This is a genomic window from Mucilaginibacter sp. P4_E8 (assembly GCF_056401495.1).
Map to the genome: position 1 here is coordinate 77401 of NZ_JBFUJG010000012.1, position 25025 is coordinate 102425.

17 protein-coding genes and 1 pseudogene are annotated in these 25025 nt (G+C 42.6%); 11 read left to right on the forward strand and 7 right to left on the reverse strand.

What is annotated here, in order from left to right; all coding sequences use genetic code 11:
* The first annotated feature begins 46 nt into the window (after window positions 1-46).
* From AC1DRQ_RS07815 to AC1DRQ_RS07825, 3 genes are all read left to right on the forward strand, one after another.
* Window positions 47-1195: an acyltransferase family protein gene (locus AC1DRQ_RS07815; RefSeq protein WP_477423418.1), complete on the forward strand. Its 1149-nt coding sequence runs from the start codon at window positions 47-49 to the stop codon at window positions 1193-1195.
* A 180-nt stretch (window positions 1196-1375) separates the two neighbouring features.
* Complete coding sequence (locus AC1DRQ_RS07820) at window positions 1376-1627, forward strand: hypothetical protein (RefSeq protein ID WP_477423420.1); 252 nt, start codon at window positions 1376-1378, stop codon at window positions 1625-1627.
* Window positions 1543-2397, forward strand: a complete 855-nt coding sequence (locus AC1DRQ_RS07825) for an ABC transporter permease (protein ID WP_477423421.1) — start codon at window positions 1543-1545, stop codon at window positions 2395-2397. The genes AC1DRQ_RS07820 and AC1DRQ_RS07825 overlap by 85 nt, the downstream gene beginning before the upstream one ends.
* A 28-nt stretch (window positions 2398-2425) precedes the next feature.
* Here the strand turns inward: AC1DRQ_RS07825 and AC1DRQ_RS07830 are convergent, their stop codons facing one another.
* The 3 genes from AC1DRQ_RS07830 to AC1DRQ_RS07840 all read right to left on the reverse strand — a co-directional run bounded on the left by AC1DRQ_RS07830 (window position 2426) and on the right by AC1DRQ_RS07840 (window position 5800).
* Window positions 2426-3154, reverse strand: coding sequence for a hypothetical protein (locus tag AC1DRQ_RS07830; protein ID WP_429393555.1), 729 nt, complete (start codon window positions 3152-3154; stop codon window positions 2426-2428).
* 286 nt (window positions 3155-3440) lie between these two features.
* Window positions 3441-5132 carry a serine hydrolase domain-containing protein gene (locus tag AC1DRQ_RS07835; protein WP_477423422.1) on the reverse strand — a complete coding sequence of 564 codons (1692 nt, stop codon included), beginning with the start codon at window positions 5130-5132 and terminating at the stop codon, window positions 3441-3443.
* 92 nt (window positions 5133-5224) lie between these two features.
* On the reverse strand, window positions 5225-5800 hold the full coding sequence (locus AC1DRQ_RS07840; RefSeq protein ID WP_477423423.1) for a helix-turn-helix transcriptional regulator: 576 nt from the start codon (window positions 5798-5800) through the stop codon (window positions 5225-5227).
* A gap of 759 nt (window positions 5801-6559) precedes the next feature.
* Between AC1DRQ_RS07840 and AC1DRQ_RS07845 the strand changes: the two genes are divergently transcribed.
* The gene (locus AC1DRQ_RS07845) at window positions 6560-8578 is read left to right on the forward strand and encodes a M13 family metallopeptidase (protein ID WP_477423425.1); all 2019 of its coding nucleotides are present in this window, start codon (window positions 6560-6562) and stop codon (window positions 8576-8578) included.
* 235 nt (window positions 8579-8813) lie between these two features.
* Here AC1DRQ_RS07845 and AC1DRQ_RS07850 read toward each other — a convergent pair whose 3' ends face one another.
* The gene (locus AC1DRQ_RS07850) at window positions 8814-10241 is read right to left on the reverse strand and encodes a SusD/RagB family nutrient-binding outer membrane lipoprotein (protein WP_477423426.1); all 1428 of its coding nucleotides are present in this window, start codon (window positions 10239-10241) and stop codon (window positions 8814-8816) included.
* A gap of 10 nt (window positions 10242-10251) precedes the next feature.
* Window positions 10252-13383 (reverse strand): SusC/RagA family TonB-linked outer membrane protein, encoded by a 3132-nt coding sequence (locus tag AC1DRQ_RS07855; RefSeq protein WP_477423427.1) that lies wholly within the window; start codon window positions 13381-13383, stop codon window positions 10252-10254.
* Window positions 13384-13722: 339 nt separating this feature from the next.
* On the opposite strand from AC1DRQ_RS07855, the gene AC1DRQ_RS07860 reads away from it, so the two are divergent.
* A complete protein-coding gene (locus tag AC1DRQ_RS07860) occupies window positions 13723-15807 on the forward strand; it encodes a S9 family peptidase (protein WP_477423428.1) in 2085 nt (694 codons plus the stop codon).
* A gap of 68 nt (window positions 15808-15875) precedes the next feature.
* Complete coding sequence (locus AC1DRQ_RS07865) at window positions 15876-17240, forward strand: D-alanyl-D-alanine carboxypeptidase (protein ID WP_477423430.1); 1365 nt, start codon at window positions 15876-15878, stop codon at window positions 17238-17240.
* A gap of 448 nt (window positions 17241-17688) precedes the next feature.
* On the opposite strand, the pseudogene AC1DRQ_RS07870 reads toward AC1DRQ_RS07865, so the two are convergent.
* Window positions 17689-18106, reverse strand: a pseudogene (locus AC1DRQ_RS07870) (HAD-IC family P-type ATPase); the annotation flags it as partial.
* Window positions 18107-18406: 300 nt separating this feature from the next.
* On the opposite strand from AC1DRQ_RS07870, the gene AC1DRQ_RS07875 reads away from it, so the two are divergent.
* The 5 genes from AC1DRQ_RS07875 to AC1DRQ_RS07895 all read left to right on the forward strand — a co-directional run bounded on the left by AC1DRQ_RS07875 (window position 18407) and on the right by AC1DRQ_RS07895 (window position 22239).
* The gene (locus AC1DRQ_RS07875; protein WP_477423432.1) at window positions 18407-19927 is read left to right on the forward strand and encodes an SGNH/GDSL hydrolase family protein; all 1521 of its coding nucleotides are present in this window, start codon (window positions 18407-18409) and stop codon (window positions 19925-19927) included.
* An 86-nt stretch (window positions 19928-20013) separates the two neighbouring features.
* On the forward strand, window positions 20014-20277 hold the full coding sequence (locus AC1DRQ_RS07880; protein WP_477423433.1) for a hypothetical protein: 264 nt from the start codon (window positions 20014-20016) through the stop codon (window positions 20275-20277).
* Between the two features lie 150 nt (window positions 20278-20427).
* A complete protein-coding gene (locus AC1DRQ_RS07885) occupies window positions 20428-21069 on the forward strand; it encodes a hypothetical protein (RefSeq protein ID WP_429393529.1) in 642 nt (213 codons plus the stop codon).
* Between the two features lie 13 nt (window positions 21070-21082).
* Window positions 21083-21769 (forward strand): hypothetical protein, encoded by a 687-nt coding sequence (locus AC1DRQ_RS07890; protein WP_477423435.1) that lies wholly within the window; start codon window positions 21083-21085, stop codon window positions 21767-21769.
* Window positions 21770-21945: 176 nt separating this feature from the next.
* On the forward strand, window positions 21946-22239 hold the full coding sequence (locus tag AC1DRQ_RS07895; RefSeq protein ID WP_477423436.1) for a hypothetical protein: 294 nt from the start codon (window positions 21946-21948) through the stop codon (window positions 22237-22239).
* Window positions 22240-22559: 320 nt separating this feature from the next.
* Here AC1DRQ_RS07895 and AC1DRQ_RS07900 read toward each other — a convergent pair whose 3' ends face one another.
* On the reverse strand, window positions 22560-24998 hold the full coding sequence (locus AC1DRQ_RS07900; RefSeq protein WP_477423438.1) for a TonB-dependent receptor domain-containing protein: 2439 nt from the start codon (window positions 24996-24998) through the stop codon (window positions 22560-22562).
* Window positions 24999-25025 lie beyond the last annotated feature (27 nt).

The following is a 25025-nucleotide window of genomic DNA, read 5'->3' on the forward strand; positions in this document are numbered from 1 at the left end:
CGATTAAAATACAACCTATTCAATTTTTACTTATTTTACCCGGGCAATGACCCAAACCACAGTTTATCTCAAATCAAAAAGCCATTATGAGATCCTCGACGGATTACGTGGCGTAGCCTCTATCTTGGTAGTTATATTTCATGTATTTGAAACTTACTCCGGCGATCGTTTTCACCAGGTAATTAATCACGGCTATTTGGCGGTCGATTTCTTTTTCTTATTATCGGGCTTTGTGGTAGCTTATGCATATGATGACCGCTGGGGCAAAATGACCCAGTGGGATTTTTACAAACGCCGCCTTATCCGTTTGCAGCCTATGGTAATTGTAGGCACCATAATTGGCGCATTGCTTTTTTACTTCCAGGCCGGGGCATCGATGCCGCTCGTTGCTGCAACGCCTGTTTGGAAGCTGCTGGTGGCGATGGTGGTTGGCTTTACCATGATTCCGCTACTTCCCTCAATGGATATCCGCGGCTGGCAGGAAACGTACCCATTGAACGGCGCCGCATGGTCGCTTTTGTACGAATACATTGCCAATATTCTTTATGCGGTGCTGATTCGCCGTTTCTCTAAAATGATGCTTACCATATTTGTCATATTATCGGCCTGTTTACTCGTTAATTTTTTAGTATGGGGACCGCAAGGTGACGTTATTGGCGGCTGGTCTATTGATAAAACGCAGGTTAATATTGGCTTTACACGTTTGCTTTATCCGTTTTTCGCGGGAGTATTGTTGATGCGTATGCGCAAACTGATACATATTAAAGGAGCGTTTGCAGTTTGCAGTTTACTTATTATTGTTTTTTTATCTGTCCCCAGGATTGGGGGCGTCACACATTTGTGGATGAACGGTATATATGAATCATTTGTTATCATCGTTATTTTCCCGCTTATTGTAGCTATTGGTGCGGGAGGGAGTTTAATCAGCAAAAGTTCCATCAAGGTTTGCAGATTTCTCGGGGCCATATCGTACCCGCTTTATATCACCCATTATCCGCTGATGTATCTGCATATTGCATGGGTAAACAATAATAAGGTACCAATGGCCCAGGGCCTTTTGGGTGGCTTTGGATTGATAATTATTGCAATAGCCATAGCATGGGTGAGCCTGAGGTTTTACGATGAGCCCCTTCGTGAATGGCTTAAAAAGCGTTTCCTGATGAAAAAGGTGGTTAGCCAAAATGCATTAAAATAACAAAGGCCACGCTTTCGGGTGGCCTTCTTTCAGGTAGCCGACATCGTATACGTACATCATCTGTTCATTTTCGAACGTTTATTAAAGTAAAAAGCATATAATGTATTGATTTTAAATACTTTAACTGCGTGGCGTATTTGTTGGGAAAATAAATCATTCGTACACCTAATCACCATTGCCATGTTCAAAAACTTTTTAAAGGTCGCTTTTAGAAACGTATCGCGGCGTAAGGGCTTTTCATTGATCAATATTGCCGGTTTAACGCTGGGTATGGCTGCGTGCCTGCTGATAGGCTTATTTGTGCAGGATGAATACAGCTATGATAAATTTATGTCGGGGGCGACAGCGTGTACCGGATATACAACCATTATACCGACAATAACGAGGAAGCAGACCGCGCAGTTGCGCCGCCTGTGTTTGCGACAACACTGAAGCAGGAGTACCCGGAGATTGAGGCGGTGACGCGGGTAATGGCGTTGCCGCAAGTAAAAAGGCTTTTCGCGGCGGGGAACCACCAGTTTTATGAATCGAGCGGCCTTTTAGTCGATTCCACATTTTTCAGCGTATTCCCCCTCTCATTTACGCATGGGGTATCCGTCGGATCACTTGACGACCGTTCATCCATCGTATTATCGGAGGAAATGGCCGAACGTTTTTTTGGCAAACAAGATCCGGTTGGTAAACAGATAACATTGGATCAGCAGCCTCTCCTGGTGAAAGGGGTTTTTCAAAAAAATGCCAAATTCCACCTCCAGTTTAATTACCTCATCCCTATTTCGGCGGCCCAGTTACCGGCACAGCGTATGCAAAGCTGGGTTTGGCAGCAGTTCTTAAAAAATGGTACAGACGTACCCGCATTACAGGCAAAATTTCAGAAGCTGGTAAAAGAACGGTCGGCGCCGTTTATGAACAGTAAACACGGCGGCAATAAGCCGGTTTTTCAGCGCCTGGCTGACATTCATTTATACGCAGCCAATTTCAAATTCGACATCCCCGGCCGCGGCAATATTACCTATGTGCGGGCTTTAACCATCATTGCCATTTTCATCTTGCTTATTGCCTGTTTAAATTTTGTAAACCTTGCTACGGCAAAGTCGATGCAACGGGCAAAAGAAGTGGGGGTGCGCAAAAGCATTGGCGCGGCCCGGCAACAAAAAGCGGGACAACGGTTTAACGGCCTTGAATTTTATAGCCGGGATTAGCTTAATATTTTCTTTTCATAGCACGCATTCATTTCTTTAACAGGCTATCGATCTTTTTTAAAACGACCTCGCTTTCGTCCAAACTCGCGTTGGCCCTTTTTAATACATCATCCAAATCCGTATAAAAAGATAAAATGTTTTTGATCCCAGGTTGCGTAAAAAACGAACGGTCAAGAACCACCTGGTTGTTCGTGTCCCTTTTAAAATTATGAATGAGATAGTCTTTAACCTGGGTATTTAAAAATTGATTGAAGAAATTGATTTGCTGCCCCAGGTCGGGAATTTTTGTCTGGTACAGGTCGATAATGGTATTTTGCAGCGCTTCATCCTCTATTACATCTAACTTGCCGGACGATTTCAGCGATTCATACCGGTTAGTGTTGGGGAAAAAATAAACGTTATGAAACAACTTATAGGAATAATATTTCGTGCTGTCCGAAGACCAGTCGATGCCGTTCTCTGGTCTGAGGAAGTATTTTGCTGCATTTTTCATCGAAATGCATTTTGCAGATGAACCTTTTAATTCCTCCAGGTCATGGGTCAGATCGGTTTTTAAACCGGCCAGGAATTTTTTTTCCAGCTTTTGGTCATCCTGGTTTTGCCGCCATCTTTCCAAAACCAGCGAAAGCGATATCGCAAATACGATAATCGCGATTTCTGTCAATATTTCTCCCAGTTTATGCCCCGGTTTCAAATTGTCCTTTTTCAGCAATCCAAAAACCCGCCGCGAATGCTTGATAACTTCGTTGGTGCTCATTGTTTAATCCTGATAAATACATCAATATTAGTTATAAAATATCAAAACCGTATAATTGGATTTGTGATCCATCTGATTCCTGGTTGGCGGTTATGGCTGGGGTTTAGGGTGACTAAATGGCGATTTGCAGCTTTTTACGGCCCGATCAGTCGGAATTCGGCGCCAAATTATTGAAAACGCTATCAAAGATCCAGCGAAAAATGGAACAGGCGTTGAGCTTTCTCCTTTAAAATTACAAAGCCTGTACCGGATTCGCTAAGCGAAAGTAAAACAGGCAAGCTGATGTTCACCGTGACTTGCCATACTTCTTTTTGGTGGCCCCATACTTTGTTTTGTTAAATAACAATCCTGCCGTGTCGCCACTGGCAAACTCAAGGGCCGTGATTGTCCCTTTACTATCTCTAACTGCCACAACGTGGTCAAAGAAAAATAGTTCGGTAAAAAGGTCATCAGCGCCTACAGGTCTCAATTCAAAACTTCCATGCCGATTGTTGCTCAGCCAGAGCCGTCCGTTTTTGAGCGAGATCGTAAAATTAAAATCCAATTCTGTGGAGGTATAAGAACCGACAAATTCCTTTAAAACAGTTTTTTCATCAGGAGGAACCCTTCGATAAAGCTCTGCAGGATTCGGCCCCGGTTTTTCCAGTTCGAGTTTTTGCGTTGTACCTGCTTTTATGAAATGATAGTTTACCTGCCTGTTGGCTGCTTGTTGAAAAGAACTATCGGCCACAGCCAGCAGTGCCAGATCACCAGCATATACCTGTCCGTTTTTTACACTAATTTTAATCCTTGATCCGTTATGGGCGATATAATCCCCTGTAAGCCCGTTCGGGACAGTGCCTGCGTATACTGGGGCGCCAGATGCCTTACTTATTGGGTCATCGGCCATGCCTGCCACCGGATGGGGTAGCAAAATCCTGACTATCGCATCCATAGCCCTGTTCGTCTTTGGGCCGTCATCACCATTCGTTAAAATAATGATACCGGTCTTTGCATCGGGAAACACAGCCATAAAGTTTTTGTAGCCCGCCAGGCCGCCTTTATGTGTAAGCCTCCGCTGTCCCCAATATTGATCCGGTATGATCCCCATCGCATAATCCAGCATTCGGCCATTATTTAGCCTGCCTGGTGCAGTGAGCAAGTGTATTATCGCGGTATCTTTATGAGCAGGATGATAAAGATGGCGCATCCATTTGGCAAGATCAGCGGCCGTACTGAACATGCCGCCATCGCCCTGGGTGTAAATATTGTGGTTGACGTTACTGTATCCGCCCTGGTCACCGGCATAGGAGTCCGCCCGCTTTTTGATGATCTCAGCCGAGCCCGGTACGATGCGGCTGCTGGTCATTTGCAGGGGGCGGAAGATCGCCGAGTCCACAAAAGCCGCGAATGGTTTTCCACTGACTTTAGCGACTATCTCAGATAAAAGGATATAATTGGTATTGCAATAGGAGAACTTTTCTCCCGGTTTAAAGTTAAGTGTATGCTGTTTTTTGATCATACCAAGCGCCATATCCTGCGACAATAAACCATCCATGTTAAAACCGGTAAAGGGCAGCAGCGCAAAATCATCACGTAAACCGCTGGTATGGTGCAGCAGGTTCATCACGGATATCTTCGCGCCGTAACCTGGCAGCCAGGTAAGGTAAGTGTGGATATCAGCATCGGGGTCAACCTTTTTATCACGGATCAATAGCGCGATGGCATATCCTGTGAACTGTTTTGCCAGTGAGGCCAGGTAGTACACACTTTCTGGTGAATTAGGGACACCATCTTCCAGGTTGGCCAGACCGAAGCCTTTACTGTAGATAACCGCATCATTTTGGGTGATCGCAACAGCGCAACCCGGGCCGGTAGCTGTTTTCCATCCGGAAAATGCACTGTCGATGCGTTGCATGGCCTCCGGTGATAAAGCCTGCGCAAAACAATTATCCAGCACACCCAAAAGGAAAAAAGTGCAAATCAATAAACTTTTCATAGTGCACTAAAGGTAAACACTAACCATTTCAATAAATTGTACAAATTTAGCGCAGGGTACTTACTTGCGACTGCCATTTGTAACAACATTAATCAAGCACGCATATCCTTTGGAAGTAACCCTGTTTGCTCTTTGAAAGCGCGGATAAAATGGCTTTGGTCAAAAAAGCCGCAAGTGTATGCCACTTCGGCAAGCGGCTTATGTGTATAGGCAATAAGAACTATCGCCCGCTCAATTTTTATCCTCCGACGGTATTCTCCAAGTGTTGTACCGAAATAACGAACAAAATAACGGGAGATATTAACGGGATGGATGTTAACTGCCGCAGCGATCTCTTCTATCCCTATTTTTTCCTGCCAGCTGTCGTGCAGTAACGCTCTTACTTGTGCCAGCCATGGAGGAACAGTATCTAAATTACGCAGCCAACCTGATGCGGCATCCAGCAAAAGCATGTGGATACTGTCTGCGGAATATTCGTCATAAAAACAAATTTCTTTAAACAGGCGCGTCATTAACAGTTCGCCTCTAAAGCCAATTCTATGAATACCGTTAGCCACAATTGCCTCCGTTAGGCCATATTTGTTAAAGAAACCTGATTCCAGTTCAAGATTGACGTTGTTGCACATCCGGGTAAGCACCGTATTTTGATGTACTTCTTCTGAATGCATAAAGGAAATATGTTCAGTCGTCGTTCTGTCTGACAAGAGCGTTTGGCGCCTCACTTGCATTTCCCCCCGTAAAACAAAACTCAAGTGTGCGTTCTCATGGTAATGTAGCGCACTTGTGCCCATATCCTTGTGGTAATTCGTCAGGCCGGCAAGCACATTGTCAGCATGATAAATTTTATTGGTTGTACTACAATATTGTCCTTTGCTTAGTCTCAGCATATTACCAGTAAAAGTACGGTTATTAGTATCAAAAATGATCAAATCAAATGTGGCGAAGTGGGGAGAACATCGAACTAATCGGCTCAATGAAACTGTAGGTGTGTTTTTTTGATTAATAAACGATTGGATGTAAAAAAGAACTGGACAGAACCGGAATTAACCGATCTGTCCAGTATGGTGGTATCTAATACCCTCCATTCTTGTCGAAATAAAAAAAGTACAATCCGACTCGGACTACCTTTTAAATCAGAGGCCACAAGTCGAAATATTTGAAGCTCTTTTTGTATTCCGGAGATTTAAATTTAGGCGCTTATGCACACGCTGCAATGCCAAGGATAAAAAGTATCTCATGTTTACTTAGTATACATCATTCAACCTTTTACATTCGTTGCTATTACTGTTATTCACACCTCATTTTTCGCGCTCAAAGTGGGTAATCCTGAATGGTCGGGGATGTTTGTATTTTCGGGCAAGTTTTCTTCCTTTGTCATTTTCTTGCGGAGTATGAAAATTTAATATCTTTAAACAAATCTTCAATTTATGAAAAAATTATTTTGCTTGTGTTTAACGGCAGTATTTTTCAGCATATGGAACTATTCGTATGCTCAAAAGACAGGTTTTGTTGATGTAGCCGGATTGAACCCGCAAATAAAACCCGGTGATAATTTCTTTCGCTTCGTTAATGGCCGCTGGGACGACACCGCAAAAATTGCTAGCGATCAATCAGGTGTGGGCTCTTACTCGTTCCTGAACATCCCGCAAAAACAACTGCTGCAAAACATCCTGGATAGCGTTTCAAGAACTAATAACAAGATGGGAAGCATTGAGCAAAAGATAGGTGACTTCTACGCATCCGGTATGGATATCGCAACGATTAATCATCGCGGATATCAGCCTATTAAACCAATACTCACAGGTATTGATGCCATCAATAATGTACCATCGTTACTCAGATTTGTAGGAACGGAATTAAAATCGGGTAATCGTTCAATCATTAGCTTTGGAGTTTCTCCCGACAACAAAAATAGCAGCTTAAATATTGCCCATGTCTACCAGGGAGGTATCGGTTTGCCCGATAGAGATTATTATTTTAAAACCGATTCACCTACGCTGCACATTCAACAAGCCTATAAAGAATATGTCCGTACCTTGTTTGAATTAACCGGCAGCAGCCGTGCCGCCGCAATTAGGGATGCGGCTATAGCTTATGGAATCGAGAAACAAATTGCTGCATCGCATAAATCAAATATTGAACTAAGAGATGTCAATGCAAACTACCATAAAATAGCTGTTGCCTCTATCAGTAACTCACAACCCAATATAGGTTGGGTGACTTTGCTTGCGGGTTTGGGCGCAACAACCGACTCGATTGATATGGCCCAACCCGCTTATTACGATAAGTTGAACACGTTGTTAAGTTCAGTCACCATCAGTGACTGGAAAGTATATTTAAAGGCCGGCACCCTCGAAAACTATGCTGAAACACTCAGTAAACCTTTTGTTGATGCCTCATTTGAATTTAATAAAGTATTATCCGGGCAAGTCACGCAAAAATCCCGCAGGCAAATCATGACGGAAAGCGTTGATAGCTATTTAGGGCAGGCTTTGGGGCAACTGTATGTAAAAAGATATTTTAACGAGGATTCAAAAAAACGTGTGCTGATATTAGTAAACAACCTCCAGAAATCTTTCGAAAATAGGATCAATCATCTTGATTGGATGAGTGACAGTACGAAACAAAAAGCAAAGGAAAAATTATATACGATCACAAAAAAAATAGGTTATCCGGATAAGTGGAGAGATTACAATAAGGTACAAATCAACAGAACAGAATACTTTGAAAATGTGCTCTCGCTAAACCAAAACGACTACCAGTTTCAACTGGCAAAATTGAACAGACCGGTTGACAAAACAGAATGGGGCACAACGCCGGGTACGGTTACAGCGTATTATAATCCATCCCAAAATGAGATTGTTTTCCCTGCGGGTATTTTGCAGTTCCCTTATTTTGATTTTTCGGCAGATGATGCAATCAATTACGGAGGTATTGGCATGGTGATCGGCCATGAGATGACACACGCCTTTGATGACCAGGGCGCACAGTTTGATAAGGACGGTAACGTCAAAAACTGGTGGACAAAGGAAGATTATCAAAAATTCCGGGAGAAAACAAAACAATTAGCCGACCTATATACTTCATTTACTGTTTTGGATACTGTTCATATTAAGGGAGCCTTGACATTGGGCGAAAACACCGCCGATAATGGTGGCGTTGCGATCGCGTATGATGCATTTAAGATGACGCAACAAGGGAAGAGTTCTGAAAAAATTGATGGGTTTACGCCAGACCAACGTTTCTTTCTGTCAGTGGCCAGGATATGGAGGGTAAAAACAAGAGATGCGTTCCTGCGTACGTACGTGAACACTAATCCGCATTCGCCGGCCATGTGGCGGGTAAATGGCCCATTGATGAATTTTGCTCCTTTTTACCGTGCATTTAACCTGCAACCAGGCGATAAGAATTACAAACCCGATGATCAAAGAGTAAAGATTTGGTAAAAGGGGTGGAGGTAAAACCTGCTAAAGGAATTAAAGCAGGTATTGATGAGCCATTTGAAAAAGCTAAGGAACTTATTTTAAATTACAAGCTTACTTCTAAACAAACGATAATAAACCGTCCGCCAATTTATTGACAGACGGTTTATTAAATCAAAGCATGGAATTCTGAGGTTAATTAAAATAATATACCTGCTCCGCAATAGTTGTGAGTGGGCGGATAAGACGAGTCATAGCATTATTTATCCCACCAAAGCCTGTCAAGAAGGGAGCCTATCTTTGGAACATTAGTCCCGTTCTTGCTCCGTTCCCCTACGGTGTAATCAACACGGCGAATAAAAGAAGATAACACTGCATTTACCGGCAGGCTGAAGTTTTTGTATTTATAATCAAACCTGCGGGCATCATTCCAGGCCTCCGGATTAAGATAAGTAGCTATATATTTTTCTTTAAAAATTAAATCTAAAGTTAACCCCTGGACACCAACAGAGACAGCCGGGCTGGCTAAGTAGGCAATACGATCAGGATCCGAAGCAGGAACTTGTAACTTATCCATATTGGCATTTATACCTGTCAAATAAGCGGTATAGGCCCTTTCGCGATCGTTGGCGCGGAAAGCAGCTTCGGCTTCGATAAATTTAACTTCTGCATATGTAATGATTAAAACAGGTGATTTATCACCTGTCCATGTCGAGGTTTCTGAAATGTAACACTCATCATGAACGGTATTGTTTCCAGGAGGCCTGTTTCCTGCGCCACTTACAGTACCTATATATTTTCCGGTTATTGTTGTATCCGTAATTTTTCTGATACGGGGATCAAAAACACCATAAGTAGTACCGTTTAACTGATCTATCAACTGGTTAGACAGCCAGCCGCCAAGACTTAAGCTGGCGTTGCTCAATGCTACCCCTGCCCATGGATTACGCAGCTGAAAAGTAGCCATGCCCGCGTCATCCGCATTGGAAGTGAATGAATTACTTACCGCCTGTAAAACAGCGGTTGCATCATAGGTTGATGTTTTACTTATCTTGTTCAGCAACCTGGCCTTTAAAGCATAAGCCATTTTAAGCCATTTAGTTCTATCGCCGACATATATTAAGTCGCTTGTGGCTAAAAGCTTAATAGTTGCGTCTGTTTTAGTTAACTGGGTTATAGCCTCATCAAGTAAGCCCGTGCATGATTTGTACAGATCCTGGTCGGCATCATATTTAGGCGTAAACGTGGTGCCTTTGAAGGCTTCTGTGTATGGGGCACTTCCCCATAAATCATTCACCATACCTAAATGATAGGCTAAAAGTACATCCGCTACACCTATATACTCGCTTGAGTTTTGAGCGGTTGCTTTTGTTTTCATATCATAAATATCAGCCATGGCATAGTACAACGCATCCCAGGTGCTTGAAAAATCCAGTATCTGGTAAGTATCACTTRCAGCAGCGGCTGATGGATTAGCTGTATATTGCACATAAGGTGCAACGATGCTGCCAACACTATAGCTATCCATACCGCTTTTATAGGTCGCGGTGGTAAGCCTCGAGGATAACACCGGATCGCTCGCCAGATTCGGGTTTTTATCCAGGTCAAAATACTTTTTGCAACCTGAGAAGGTTAATGATCCTACCGCAAAAAATATGATTAAAATATATTTGGAGAACTTTTGCATGATTACTTGTTTAAAAACCTACGTTAAGTGTAAATAAAATTTGCCTGGCAGCCGGATAGGTGAACCCAGACCAGCCATCAACATTACTCCCGGCATCCGCCGAAATGGATTCTGGGTCTAAACCGTAATACTTGGTATGTAACCAGAGGTTATTTCCAGTAGCCGAAATAGCAACACTGTGAATAACCTTTTTGGGCAGGAACTTTGCGGGCAAAGCATAGGTTAGGGTTAAGGTTCGCAAACGGATCCATGAAGCATCCTCCACAAAGGGTTCAGAAATTGCCCTGTAATAATTACGGTAGTACCCTTCTCCGTAATTTACGCCATCGGGTCCAACGCCCTGACCTAACCAAACTGATTTGGTATTAGGCGTCCCATCGGCCAATACGCCGGGAAATACTTTAAAATCTCTGCGGTTGGCGGTATAATCGGCAATACCAAATGCCGCGAAAAAGTTATCTAAGCGATTAAAACGCTGAAATCCCCATCTGCCATCAAATAAAGCAGTTAAGCTAAGGCTTTTATAGGTGAATGTATTAGATAAACCGCCAATCCATTTAGGTTGCGAATTGCCTAAAAGTTTTTGATCTGACACTACCCCCAATACCGGAAAACCATTTGCACCTATGAGCATCGGCTTGCTTTTGTCGGTAGTTACCGGATCTTCCTGGCCTGATCCGTAATAACGTTGCCAAATGGTACCGTAAATATTACCATAGGATTGCCCGGCAATCAGCTTCATGGTTGCCGGCGAATTTAAATAACCGCCACTGCTACCACCATAGGTAATTGAATTAAGCCCTGCCGGCAGACTTAGTATCTTATTACGATTAGCTGAGAAGTTAAGGCTCGCATTCCAGGCGAAGTCCCTTGCTTTAATTGGGGTGCCCTTCAATATAAGTTCAATGCCTTTATTACGCATAGTGCCGGCATTTATATAGGTGTTTACATAGCCGGTTGTTGACGATACATCGGCTTTTATAATCTGATCTTTACTTAGTGAATAGTAATAGGTAAAGTCAAAACTTACACGATTTTTAAAAAAGCCCATTTCTAGACCACCTTCATAGGTGTTGGTGAATTGGGGTCTTAAGTTAGGGTTTCCTAATGAGGCGCTTCTTGTATAACCTGTATTTCCGGTAGGTAAGCTGGTATATGGAGCATATCCATTCGAAATTGCATAAGGCTGCGCATCTTTACCCAATTGTGCATAGGAAGCTCTAAGCTTGCCAAAGCTCATAAATCCAGGCAATTTTAAGTGGTCAGAAAATACATAAGATAAACTTGCCGAAGGATAATTAAAACCCCGGTTTTCTTTAGCTAAACTTGATGTGATGTCCCTGCGCAAGGTAAGGGACAAAAAAAGGTAATTCTTATAATCAAAATCAGCCTCCCCAAAAAGCCCCATCAGGTGATATTGTGTTAACGTGTCATTAATATCAGTAAAAACAGATGCATTAGTCAATTCATAAAAGTTATAGACGCCGAGCTTTGTTCCTAATATACCTTTATCGGTTTCCCGTCTATCGTAAATATCCTGGCCTATGCGCACGGTCGCATGCAGATCAGGCGTTATTTTATGGTTAAACGTTGCTATAAATGTGGAGGTAATAGCACGGAATTTAATATTATACTCGCCTACATAACCGTCTGCATTATCATATAAATGTTCTCCCGGTATTCCCTGGGGCCCCGGAGCGGTACGAACCCGGTTGTCATTGTAAGTATCCAAACCCGCCCTATAGGTAAAATCAAGCCAACTGGTTGGGGTATAGCTATAACTAATTCCTCCAATAAACCGGTTAACATCACCTTTAAGCCTGTTTGTAGCGGCACCATATATAGGATTGTTGGTTCCGCGCCAAACTTGGGTGCCGTCAGGATTCAAATAATCACTAACATCCCAGCGCGGTGAAAAATAAGCCAGGCTTTCTCCAAAACGGTCAGCATCATAGGAATAACCGCCCGAATTGGTAAAGGTCATGTTGATGCTGGTTTTAAACTTTGGACTGATTTTAATATCTGTGTTTAATTTGCCCGAAAAGTTTTTATAATTGGTAAACGGAAGCATGCCGGTTTGATCAAAATAAGAAACCGATGAATAAAATCTCGCTATATCATTTCCTCCTGCAACGGAAAGGGAATTACGGTTTTGTTTACCTGTTTGATAAGCTTGTTTATAGTTATMATAAAGCTGGGCCGGGTGGGTTGGGTCAATCGCTATAGCCTCCTGTACTGTAGGCCCCCATGCCGGACCAAGACCAATTGGCGTATATACCCCTAAAATACCAGCTGTATAGGTTTTTTGAACCGCCGGTAGTTTATCAGGATTCTCAAAACCATAAGTGCTGGAGTAATTAACCTGTACACCATTGGCCTTACCCCGTTTGGTTGTAATGACGATTACGCCGTTTGACCCCCGCAAACCGTACAGAGCTGTAGCTGCGCCGCCTTTTAATACGTTCATGGTTTCAATATCATCCGGGTTAATATCTGAGGCCCGGTTACTTACCGACCGAACGTTATATCCGGACCCGGCCCCCAGGGTCGATGTGCTGTTATCCATCAGTACCCCATCAATAACAAACAGGGGCTGGTTATCGAGACCTACATCAATAGAGTTTACACCCCTGATCTTAATGTTTGCACCCTGGCCCGGGCCACCGCCAATGCTTGATATGGTTACACCGGCTACTTTTCCCTGCAACGCGTTCACAACGTTGGGCTGGTGGTTTTCATTGAGCTCCTGCGAGGTTACGCCCTGCGCAGAATAACCTAATTCGCGGGATTGCCTGGCTATACCCAATGCGGTCGACACGGTTACTTCCTGTAGCATTTTGCTGTCGGTTGCTAATTGAACATCAATGGTAGTTCGGTTATTGATTTGAATTTCCTGGGTTACATACCCCAAAAACCTGAACACCAAAACACCGTTAACAGGCACGTTCTTTAGTTGATAAATGCCTTTAACATCTGTACTTGTGGCGGAAGTAGCGCCTTTAAGGGATATGGTAACTCCAGGAATCGCTGTACCATCCCCGGCATCCAGTACCTTACCGCTAACCGGGCCATTTTGAGCGATGGCATTCCCGGCCCCGAATAATAGTAATGATGAAATGATTAACGTAAAAATTTTCTTCATAAGGTGGATTAAAATGTAATAAATAGTTTAAAATTCGATTTAATATTTCTTAAAAGTGGTAGTTTTTATATTAATCATTAATGCTAGTTGCTTTATTTTGATAAAATTATCGTTAAAGCAATTTTTGCGATAAAAATTCACCAATTATACTTATGTTTTTAGGTAGTATTTTATTTTTATCGAAAATTTGCTGCCGTTGTGCTACTATTATTGAAAATATTATTCAATAATCGAAATTATATTGATTATGTATTAAAAAAAATACAATAAATTTTTACATATTAAGCAAATTTTGAATGGAAATTAGGTATGATTGTGTTTAGTGTATCAGGTGTTTTTATGAAAAAATTATACTTTTTAAGCTGTCTCTTCTCACTTGTATTTTGTAACGATGCCTTCTCGCAAAAATTCACGCTTGATGCGGCATTAAGCTATCCGTTCCCTACGCAATTAACCAGCTGTCCGGCTTATTTGGAAATTGCCTGGGCGGTAAACCTTCGTGGGTTAAGGAATATATATGTAGCTGCAGGACCTGATTATAAACCCAGAAAACTTACCAGCTACATGACTGATGACGGGCAGGAACTTACCAGCTTATCTATTTCGGCTGATGGAAAGGCAGTTGTCTACGTAAGGGGAGGTGATCACAGCTCAAGTGAAGGGAACGTTGCGGTTAACCCCGCATTTGATCCCATGGGAACAAAGGTTCAGGTATGGAGTATACCATTTGCAGGCGGAGAACCTAAACTATTAGGGGAAGGTGATCTTCCGGTTTTATCCCCCAAAAGTGATCATGTAGCTTTTATAAAAAATGGCCAGGTGATGCTGGCGCCCGTTAACGGTTCAACACCTGCCAAAACGCTGTTCGAAACGCATGGTATGTGCAACGCTTTGGAATGGTCTCCTGATGGCAGCAAGCTGGCATTTGTATCCAATCGTAAAGACCACGCTTTTATCGGAATATTTACCAGCGTTGATAAACCCATTCAATGGATAGCTCCGGCATTCTCCAGAGATGCCTCGCCCCGCTGGTCGCCTGATGGCAGTAAAATCGCATTTATAAGAACTCCTGGTCTGGGTGGCACCCCCGATTCTGTATTAGTCAGAAAACATCAGCCATGGGCAATATGGGAAGCCGACGTTACTTCGGGTAAAGCTTCTATGATTTGGAAAGCGCCTGAAACGCTGGCCGGTTCTGTACCTACAACGGATGGCGGAGTTAATCTTAACTGGGCTGCAGATAACCGGATTGTTTTTTTATCCTATCATGACGGATGGCCTCACCTGTATTCTATACCAGCCACAGGTGGGCAACCTTTATTGCTTACCCCGGGAGCATTTATGACCGAACAAATTAAATTGAGCCCTGATAAAAAGTTTGTGTTGTTCAGCGCAAATACCGGAGCCGAAAAGCAGGACATTGACCGCCGGCATCTTGCCAGGGTTCCGGTTAATAAAGCCACTATGGAAATGCTCAGTACCGGAACCGGGATAGAGACATACCCCGTAATGGCCGATAATACCTCAACAGTGGCTTTTTTAAGCTCGACCGGCCAACGCCCCCTGCTGCCGGCTTTAACAACCATAAAGGGAAAGAAAATAGCGCTTTTAGGTAAGGACCTGATACCAGAAAATTTCCCCCAGAAATTAATTACACCTAAGCAGATACTATTTAAAGCGCCCGATGGCACCGAAATACACGCCCAGCTTTTTGAACCTGCTGGGGGTAAGGGAAAAAAACCGGCCATAGTATATGTGCACGGCGGCCCGCAGCGCCAAATGGTGTTAGGTTGGCATTTTATGGACTATTACGCTATCGACTATGCTGTTAACCAATACCTGGCAAGTATTGGATTTTATGTATTGGCTGTAAATTACCGGCTGGGTATCGGCTATGGATATGAATTTCATAAACCAGCCCATGCGGGTGCAACCGGTGCGTCAGAGTATCAGGACATTAAAGCTGCCGGCGAGTGGCTCTCTTCCCAGCCGGAAGTAGATGCCGGTCGCATCGGCATTTATGGCGGATCATATGGCGGCTATCTGACGGCTATGGCGTTGAGCCATGATTCCGGATTGTTTGCCGCAGGTGTAGATATTCATGGTGTACACAAATGGGCAAAGCCTGTTACAACCGGTGAACCAGCCCCGGACGCCGTTCAAGCCGCTAAGGTGGCCCTGCAATCATCCCCTGTATCGTGGGTGGATAGCTGGAAATCGCCGGTGCTTATTATTCATGCCGATGATGACCGTAATGTAGCATTTAGCCAAAGTGTTGATCTCATACGCAGATTTGATGTTAAAGGTGTACCTTATGAATACCTGAGTATCCCTGATGATACACATCATTGGATGAGGTTTTCCAACGCGGTGACGGTTAGTGAAGCTACTGCCGAATTTTTAAAAAGAAAACTTTTACCCTAGTTGCTCAAAATGAATTTTAACGCACAGTATTTTCTGATACATGAATAAAAAATATGTAGTGATCGCTTATGAATAAAAATACACGCGTAACCGGTATTCCTTTTAAGAAAACTTTCCGTCACGTTTTTCTGTACAGTGCCTGCCTTTTGGTAACAAGCTTCCTATTTAGCTGCACCACACAGCGTGTGCCGAAACGGAAGATTCGTATGCTTATAGAAGAATCAGCTATTAACCGTGATCATTTTACCGGCTTTGCCTTATATGATCCGGAGAAAAGGGAAATGATCTATCAATCAAACGCTGATAAATATTTCATTCCTGCTTCCAACACCAAGCTGTACACTTTTTACACCGCGCTGCAAATGCTCGGCGATTCTATTCCGGGGTTGCGCTATATCAATAAGGGCGACTCCCTGATTTTCTGGGGCACAGGCGATCCTTCATTTCTGCATTCTACTATAAAATCAACCAAAGCTTATCAGCTGCTGAAGCAAACGTCGAAAAAGCTTTTTTACGCCGACAATTACACCGGAAACTTTTATGGCCTGGGTTGGCCATATGGTAATTATGGGGATTACTATCAGGCCGAAATAAACGCTTTGCCCGTCGAAGACAATGTAGCTGTAATTACCCCCGATCATCATGGCGGTTTACTTATAAAACCATCCTACCTGCAAAAATTCCTGATGCCGGACTCTGCATTCCACCCCAAATCATTTATGGTAAAAAGAAACCTGTTTGATAATGGATTTACATATCCGACAGGGGTGATACCTGATAAATACAAGGGGGAGATCCCATGGAAAACCAGCCTTGAACTCACTCAGGCTTTATTGCAGGATACACTCAAAAAGCCGGTTGAACTTATAAAAATGAATATGCCTGATACCGCAAAAATTTTATACAGCGTTGCTGCTGATTCTGTTTATAAAAGTATGCTGCTACCCAGCGACAACTTTATAGCCGAACAGCTGTTACTGGTGTGTTCATCCACACTGCCTGGCGGCAAACTGAATACACAAACTGTAATAGCATACAGTAAAAAAAATTTCATGAACGATTTGCCCGATGAACCACAATGGGTAGATGGTTCAGGTTTATCCCGCCAGGATCTTTTTACACCCAGAACAACTATTGCACTGCTGCAAAAAATAGCTAATAAAATTGGCAGCGAAAAACGGTTGCATAATTTACTTCCTACAGGCGGAGTTTCTGGCACACTGCGCAATGCCTATAAAACAGATAATGGCGTACCATTTGTGTGGGGTAAAACTGGCTCGTTATCAAATAACCACAACCAAAGCGGATACATCATTACCCGAAAAGGTAAAAGACTGCTGTTCTCCTACATGAACAATAATTTTACGCGTTCAACAACGGATATCCGTGGCGAAATGGTACGTGTAATGACTGAAATTCACAACTGCTTTTAAACATCGACGTGGGTATGCCTTATTCACGGCTTATACCGCTTAGGTCGCGGACTTACTTAGGATATTTTGTATAATCCGGGCGGCTTGACCGGTCAGAACAACCCGAATTTTGTAAACTAGCTTGTTTGTTCTACAATAACAACAGTAGTAATAACTCATTTTATAACAATCAAGATTTAATATCTATCATTGATGAAATGTGGATCGGATGGGATTGATTGGCGTGTAAAATAAAAATGTTTATTTGCTGTTTTTTGAAATTTAAATCCGACTAAGTATCCTGTTTAAATAAAGGTTATGTTACCTATTTGTTATTTTTGATAAATAAGTATTTGATAATCAACAATTAATTGCATTCCTGCCATGTAATCCGTTGGTATCAGTTAAAAGAGCGTGTGTGTCTCAATGCACACGCTTTATCCTTACATCGGCACCTATTAGTAAGTGATTACCGCTTGACCTTAAGCATGCTCGCATTAATAGCCACGACAAACCGTACTGACCGTCATTAGGACTGCGCCCGCGGCTGGGCTTAATACAATACCTTGGCTATACAGCACACCGGCAGCCAGCGGCAACGCGATTACATTGTAACCGGTCGCCCAGGCCGGGTTTTGAACCATTTTCCGGTAGGTCGCTTTACAGAATAAGATCAGGCTGACAATGTCCTTTGGATTGCTGTTTACCAAAACAATCCCGGCAGTTTCTGCTGCAATATCTCTTCCCGACCCAACGGCTATACCAATATCTGCCTATGCAAACGCAGGTGCGTCATTAACACCGTCACCGGTCATGGCTACAAACTCGCCTTTGCTTTGCAGTTCTTTGATTTTTTCCAATTTCTGATGCGGCAATGAATGACCTAACTCATTTATATTATAAAAGTGATCACTTTCCTTAAATGTGATTATGTTTTGACTATTAGTAATATAGTGTTATATTTATGTTGAATTGTTATAGTTGATGTATTTTCAATACTATTAATTATGTCCAAGTTCAGTGTTTTCTTTGTATCCCGTCCATCAAGACACCCTGCTAACCAGAAAGGGTACGACTCAATCAGACATTGTTATAGGGAAGAATATGTGAACCCTAAGTTTTGGCATGTTCATTTGCGGCCTCCGTCTTCAGTATTTGCGGGTGAAGACAATAATGGAAGACCTATCATGGCAGTTAATATTGCCTCACTAATTTGGACGGTTAAACAAGTCCGTGGATTATTTGAAGTTACTATCCCTGTGAATAGTTCTCATATAACTGGGGCAACAGTCGTAAATATCCCCGCTCAGGGTGAATATGAAATTACCTTACAAGTAAACCTCTCTGACGGGTCAAGTGAATCTAATACTAAAAATTTCAATTTCCGGGATTATTTAATAGTATCAATTGGTGACTCATTCGCTTCAGGACAAGGAAATCCTGATGTTCCAGCCATTCCTTCAATTGATGAAAAGGCCGCCTGTAAAGCAACAACTTTATTGTTAAGTGTTACAAAGTTAAAGGATAAGTTGGTTAAATTTTTAACCGGACTTAAGGAAGAAGTTAAAGATAAGATAGCAGAATCCATTCCCTACCTCGGGAAAGTTATAGTGGCAGATATCAATGCATTGGGAGATTTAATAGGATTTGTAAAGGATAGGGTTTCAGATTTGAAAAATGTGGTAGTAAATGCAGGTAAAGATGTTGTTGGATTAGCTATGGAAAGTGGGGAAGAAGTTGCAAGTTGGTTTGGTTTTGGAGACGGAGGCGAGTCTGAGGAGATTCAGTCCAAAGCCGCTAAATGGCAAGAACCAAAAGCATACCGATCATATCGTTCAGGACATTCTTTAGCTGCCAGGCAGATAGAGACGGCGATGAGTAATCGTTGTGTTACCTTCCTGTCTTTTGCCCGGACAGGCTCGGAAATAAAAGATGGATTATTGGGACCACGTATGGTAAACCCGAATGCATTTGGGACAGAGTCTTTAGATAACATTTCACTTGATGGCTGGATAGGCAATAAAGGTCAAATTCAGGAAGCTATAGACACAGTTAAAAATAGACCGGTGGATGCTTTAATAATCTCCATTGGTGTAAATGACCTGGGTTTTTCAAGCCTTACTTCGGATTCTATACTTTGGGAAACGGGCGAAAAAAGGAAAGACAGGGTTGCTACAACTGAAAAAAAAATAATGGATGATTTCCCGCGAAACCTGCAACTACTAAAAGACACTATTGATAATCAACTCAGGCCAGGGAAAATTTTCATAACCGAATATCCAGTTGGTGTTTACAAAGAAATAGAAACTCAAGGTCCCTGTGGTGTTTTGGGAGTTAAGGATCGCCCAATTCTTGGTAAGGGCTTTTTAGATCTTGACACTTCCGACGCTAAAGCATTAGGAGCATTGGGCATAAAACTTAATAATAAGATCCGTGAAAAAGCTGAGGAATTCGGATGGATTTTAGTTGACGGAATAGCATCAGGTTTTGATGGTCATGGTTATTGCTCAAAAAGCTCGTTTTTTGTTTTTGCAGAAGAATCATGTTTAAAGCAAGGTGATTTCGAAGGCATGTTACACCCTAATGAGTTGKGTCACGAAGTAGCTCGGGATTGCATCGCGAAAGTATTACAAAGGGAACTTTTCACTCGCGAAGCACCTGGTCAAGCGAATTGGCTTGAACCTGTATTGCATGTTATGATGACTTGAAAAACAAGGATGTCTTTTGCCTTAGGACTCGTGGGAAGATAATATATAGTTAATATAATCGTAGCAATTAACAGAAAGGATTTGATATGGCAACTAGAGTAACTGGGAAAGTAATTACCTTGATTGCGGATAGGCAAGGTGCATTTATAGGGCTGGACAATGATCCTAAATTAGGTCCTAAAGACAATTTATGGAGATTGAAACTTGATCATGCAAATTATAATGCACYGTATTCACTTGCGCTTGCTGCGGCTGCTAATCGATGGTCACTAAATATTCGAATAGAGGGGGATTCTCCAATCAATGTCTCTGTCGATGCTGCTATTAAATCATTCGGAGTAGCATTGTGACTGAGCGACAATTATAGTGATCGATTTAAATACAAGCGTTGTCTTTTAATTTTCCCGTACAGCCAGACTGTATGTTATAAACTTTGCACGAGTTGTAAAATGCGGATATCGGGTCCCGATTAGTTGATTTACCTCTTTTAATTCTTCATTATGGAACCTTCTGATTTAGCAGAATCAATAAATGTCGTCGATAATGATATTGCTTCCTGGCAGAATAAAATGCTGCCATCAATGCAAAGAATGATTATTGGCCTCGCCATATTTTTCTTCCTGGCAACCCTGTGCCAATTGGCATACCTACAATATGTTGTATTGTCTTTCCCCAAATTAGATCTATCTGAAACGCTTGTTTATCTGACTCCCAACGAAAAAAGTACATTTCAGGAAAGAAAAGAAGCGGTTATTTTGAAGTCTCAGATTTTATTGGAAAATAATACACTGGCACGAAGGCATCATCATGCCTATATTACCCTGATGTCAAGTATGTGGGTAAGGTATTTAGCTTTTGTAACCGGGATGATATTAGCACTAATTGGAGCAATATTTATTCTAGGTAAATTACAAGTAGAAAGATCAGTAGTTGGGGCATCAATTTATTCTGCAAATCTTTCTATAAAAAGCTCTTCACCAGGTATTATTCTTGCCGTTATGGGAACCTGTTTAATGATAATGACTATAGTGATGCAGCATACGGTTAGTGTAAATGATGCGCCTGTCTATTTGGAGCCAGGAACTGTTTCCCTTACTCCAAAAGGGCCAAAAGTGGTTTTTCCGTTAGATTCGATCAAATAATTAATTTATTACTATGAAAACTCTGTTTTTCCCAGCGATCATTTTAATATCGTTAGCATTTGGAAACAATTCGATAGCACAAACTGAACTAATTCTTAGCGACCGTGATTTAGTAGAAAGAGCTAATCAATATGTTGATGGGAAAGATTTTAGGAAAGCAGAAGCTTGTCTATATGCCTTAATTCAACGTAATGCAGAGCCATATCGAACAGATCAGAGGTTTAAAGCTGAAATTAATCGCGCTTTGAAGGAAGTTCGAAAGAACAAGGCGGGACCGGGTTCCTCTGGGAAAGCTGATGATCTTGGATTATTGGGGTATGTAAAAAAAGCTTTGAATGAAAAAGATTCAGAAGACCAAAAAAAAGCAACCACTACTGTACACGTAAGGGCAAGTAAGGCTAGATCAGGAGTTTATAAAGATGGTAAAGGAGTTGAGTATCAAATTAACAGAGCTGGAAACAGCGTTTGGTGGACAACAAGAGATTCAAAGGCCCAATGGCCAACTATTCTGTATGGAAAAATTAGTGGCAACATTATAAAGGGTGAGTGGGCTTTTATGCCTCATTTGCAAAACACGATGTCGGGTACGATCAAACTAAAGATTTTAGATTCACAAAGACTTCAGGTTCAGGAAGTAACAGGGGACACTCAAAATCTTCTTAGAATTTCTGCAGGAACGGTATTGACGTTTACAAGGTAGCTGGTGTTTACTTTATTTCCTTTTTGTGCCCCTAACCTGGATATTCCGGGAGGCTTGAAAACCCACTCAAAGTATTTAGTTTTAATGGCATGATCTCCCATCGCTGAAAGGCATGGCTGATCAAAAACAATAAACACCGGTGCGCTGTTATCCTTTTATAACCTTAAAATTTCGTTATGAAACAGATGGAAATTGATGAGGATAAGAAGGTTGAGGTAAATTTTGATGCGGATAACCTGTCCATGGAAATGCGGGAATTGAGGCCGGTTGTTTTCCGGAAAGGGGATGCCTACTGTTGCCTGTTAGGCCCTGATCCGCAGAAAGGAGTCTTCGGCTTTGGTTGTACGGCAGACGAGGCACTTGCGAACTGGCAGCATAACCTTAGTGAAAGGATGCTGAGCGCCTCCGAAGATGACGAATTTGCCTGGTATGTTCATAACGCACTCCGTGCCGCCAATGAAAAAGTATGATTAGGAAACGGAAGTTTACCTTTAATGCAGAATTGAAAGTCGGAGATCAGCTTATAAAGCAGGAATCACAATTGATTCTGAACTTGATACCGGCCGGCGATCTTGTATATACATTACCTGATTATTTAAATAACAACTCGCTCAAACTTCATAGCGTAAATAAAGTAGAGTAGGCTAATAATGTGTCGCTTTTGCGGGTAATCATATTCGGTTTCATGATTCGGACGATTTCTTATGCGAAGATTATAAACATTTTTTGCTGAGAAGACCACTTACGAAAAGGAACAAACCAATCAACTGGCTGCACGTTAGAAATGCTTTTAGTTCCCCGAAGGCGCTCCCTGAACATCGTCATTACTGATACCCCTCTTGCTTTTCTTCACCGCTTCTTTCAGCTTGCCGAAGCGGTAATTCAGGCTGGCGGTAAAGCCTCTGAAGTAGGCACGGTTAATATTTGTTTGGGTAAAATCGGGTCCAAATGAATTCCTGATGTTATTCCTATATTTAGTGAAAGGGTTATTGACCGTGGCCGAGAACGAAAGTTTATCCTTCACCACATCTTTATTAACCGTGAACGATACACTGGCATAAGGGTTTGAAGTACCCTGGATGGAAAGGTTAGGGCCATTCAGAAACACGTTGGTGCTAACGCGCCAGCCCGTCTCAAAATTATAACCGCTGTTGACCGATGCACCATACATAAAGCCCTGATTTTTTACCAGCTGACCATTCACAATACCCTGCACACGGCCATGCGCAATTCTTCCGTTGAACGATGAGCTCCATTTTTTGGTAATGGGGTAATTGATATTGCCGTTGAAGGTAAACAGGCGGGCCTTACCGGTGTTATCAAAACTGTTGCGGGTAATATTCGTGGCCGGATCGAAAACGACAACAGGCATGATCAGGTCATTAAAATAATTATAGCCAAGCATCAGGTTCAACGAAGCCTTTTGGGTTCTGCTATAACCTAACTGGATATTATTGGATACCGCGGGCCTGAGGTTAGGGTTCCCCGACGATTCGAAATTTGGGTTCGAGCGATCTACAAAGGGGTTTAGCTGGTATATACCCGGGCGCTGTATCCTTTGTGAAAACCCGAGGTTTACTGTACTGGAGTTTTTAAACCGTTTATTGATACTTACTGAAGGTACGATATTAAAGAAGTTTTTGTTMAGCTGCGATGCGGTAGAAATAAAGTCGGCATCGATCAGTGTCTCCTCTATCCTCGCGCCTGCTTTAAAGCTCCAGTTTTGCAGGGTGTAGCTATAGCTGTTATATGCGCCCAATACATTTTGGCTATTATCAAACTTATTGCTTCGCGACGGGTCGGCCTCAAAACTGCCTGTTGCCGCATTATATCCGAGGTACTGAAAATCACTGTTGTTATCGCGCATAATTGCTTTCGCCCCCATTTCAATAGTCAACTTGTTTACGGGGTGTACATAATCTACCTGGAAAGTCTGCTCAGAAGATTCGCCTTCGTTGTTCTGCAGGTAATCGGGCGTCGTATAGTTCACGCGGTTTGACGCCGTCAGCGCCGCATGCTGCCTGTTGTTGAATGTATAATACTGGTACGAAAAGGTGAGCAGCCTTTGCTTGCTGCTTTTAAAACCCCGCTGGTAATTTAAAGCCACATTCAGGCCCCTGCCGCCTGCCGTATTGTTATTGTACAGGTCGTACTGCTGAACCATGTTGCCTGCTTCGTTCAAAACGGAACTTTGCGTATTGATGCCGTCCTGGTTATTTCCGTTAACATTGAATTGCCCCGAGATAAGGTCAAGGCTGTCTATTTCGTAGCTGATCCCAACTTCCGTATAGCCATTTTTGCCATCCCATTCTGCCGAGTTATGCTGGTTGAGGCTGGTAGAGTTGCTCCCGGTAGTAAGTCTTGTAATGGAACTGATCACTTCTGGCGAATTGGAAATATTCGCGCCAAAATAGCCCGATAGCTCCAGCTTGCCCTGTTTAGACGAAAACGACCCGCCCAACCTTGGGCCGCCTACCGGAAATACCTGGCTAACGTTTAGCGTACCATTATACCCGTTATTCACTTTTTTATTGGTTACAATATTGATGATACCCGCCATTCCCTCGGCATCATACTTGGACGAAGGGTTGGTAATTACCTCGATGCTTTGAACGGTTGACGCAGGCATGCTTTTGAGGATATTTTTGGGGTCACGCTCCATCATACTCGATGGCTTGCCGTTAACAAATATCCGGTAGCTGCTATTCCCCTTCAGAAGGATATTGTCGTCGCCATCTACGCTCAACAAAGGCACTTTTCGCATCATCTCCAGCACACTGTTGCTTTTGCTGTCGGGGTCGGATTTTAAGTCGTAGGTGAGTTTATCAACCTCCTGTTTAATGATGGGCCGATCGGCTGTAATAACCACCGTTTTAAGCTGTGTAGTTTGTTCGCTGATGGCAATGCTGCCCAGATTGGTGGAAGGTTTCGTATTTTCTGCCAGATCAACAGGGAGTGTTTTTGGGTTAAAACCGACACTTATCATCGAGAGGAGGTATTTTCCTGATGGCAGCTTTTCAAACCTGAATGTCCCGTCTGTTTTAGTCACAGCTGTGCGCACCAATTGCTTTGCTTGATTGCGCAGGTTTACGGTTACATAGCCGACCGGTTGTTTCGATAGCGAATCGGTGGCAACGCCGTTTACTGCAAATAATGCCTGCCCGGCCTGTCCGAATGCCGCGATTCTAGCGAGTGAACACAGGATGATGAGTAAAAACTTTAATTTCATGATGTGATAGGTAAATGTTTGACAATA

What these genes read in the sequence shown, in the direction of transcription:
- AC1DRQ_RS07890 (WP_477423435.1), top strand. Translation starts at nt 21,083, where the DNA reads ATGAAAACTCTGTTTTTCCCAGCGATCATTTTAATATCGTTAGCATTT.
- AC1DRQ_RS07840 (WP_477423423.1), bottom strand. Translation starts at nt 5,800, where the DNA reads ATGCATTCAGAAGAAGTACATCAAAATACGGTGCTTACCCGGATGTGC.
- AC1DRQ_RS07860 (WP_477423428.1), top strand. Translation starts at nt 13,723, where the DNA reads ATGAAAAAATTATACTTTTTAAGCTGTCTCTTCTCACTTGTATTTTGT.
- AC1DRQ_RS07885 (WP_429393529.1), top strand. Translation starts at nt 20,428, where the DNA reads ATGGAACCTTCTGATTTAGCAGAATCAATAAATGTCGTCGATAATGAT.
- AC1DRQ_RS07830 (WP_429393555.1), bottom strand. Translation starts at nt 3,154, where the DNA reads ATGAGCACCAACGAAGTTATCAAGCATTCGCGGCGGGTTTTTGGATTG.
- AC1DRQ_RS07865 (WP_477423430.1), top strand. Translation starts at nt 15,876, where the DNA reads ATGAATAAAAATACACGCGTAACCGGTATTCCTTTTAAGAAAACTTTC.
- AC1DRQ_RS07815 (WP_477423418.1), top strand. Translation starts at nt 47, where the DNA reads ATGACCCAAACCACAGTTTATCTCAAATCAAAAAGCCATTATGAGATC.
- AC1DRQ_RS07835 (WP_477423422.1), bottom strand. Translation starts at nt 5,132, where the DNA reads ATGAAAAGTTTATTGATTTGCACTTTTTTCCTTTTGGGTGTGCTGGAT.
- AC1DRQ_RS07895 (WP_477423436.1), top strand. Translation starts at nt 21,946, where the DNA reads ATGAAACAGATGGAAATTGATGAGGATAAGAAGGTTGAGGTAAATTTT.
- AC1DRQ_RS07845 (WP_477423425.1), top strand. Translation starts at nt 6,560, where the DNA reads ATGAAAAAATTATTTTGCTTGTGTTTAACGGCAGTATTTTTCAGCATA.
- AC1DRQ_RS07820 (WP_477423420.1), top strand. Translation starts at nt 1,376, where the DNA reads ATGTTCAAAAACTTTTTAAAGGTCGCTTTTAGAAACGTATCGCGGCGT.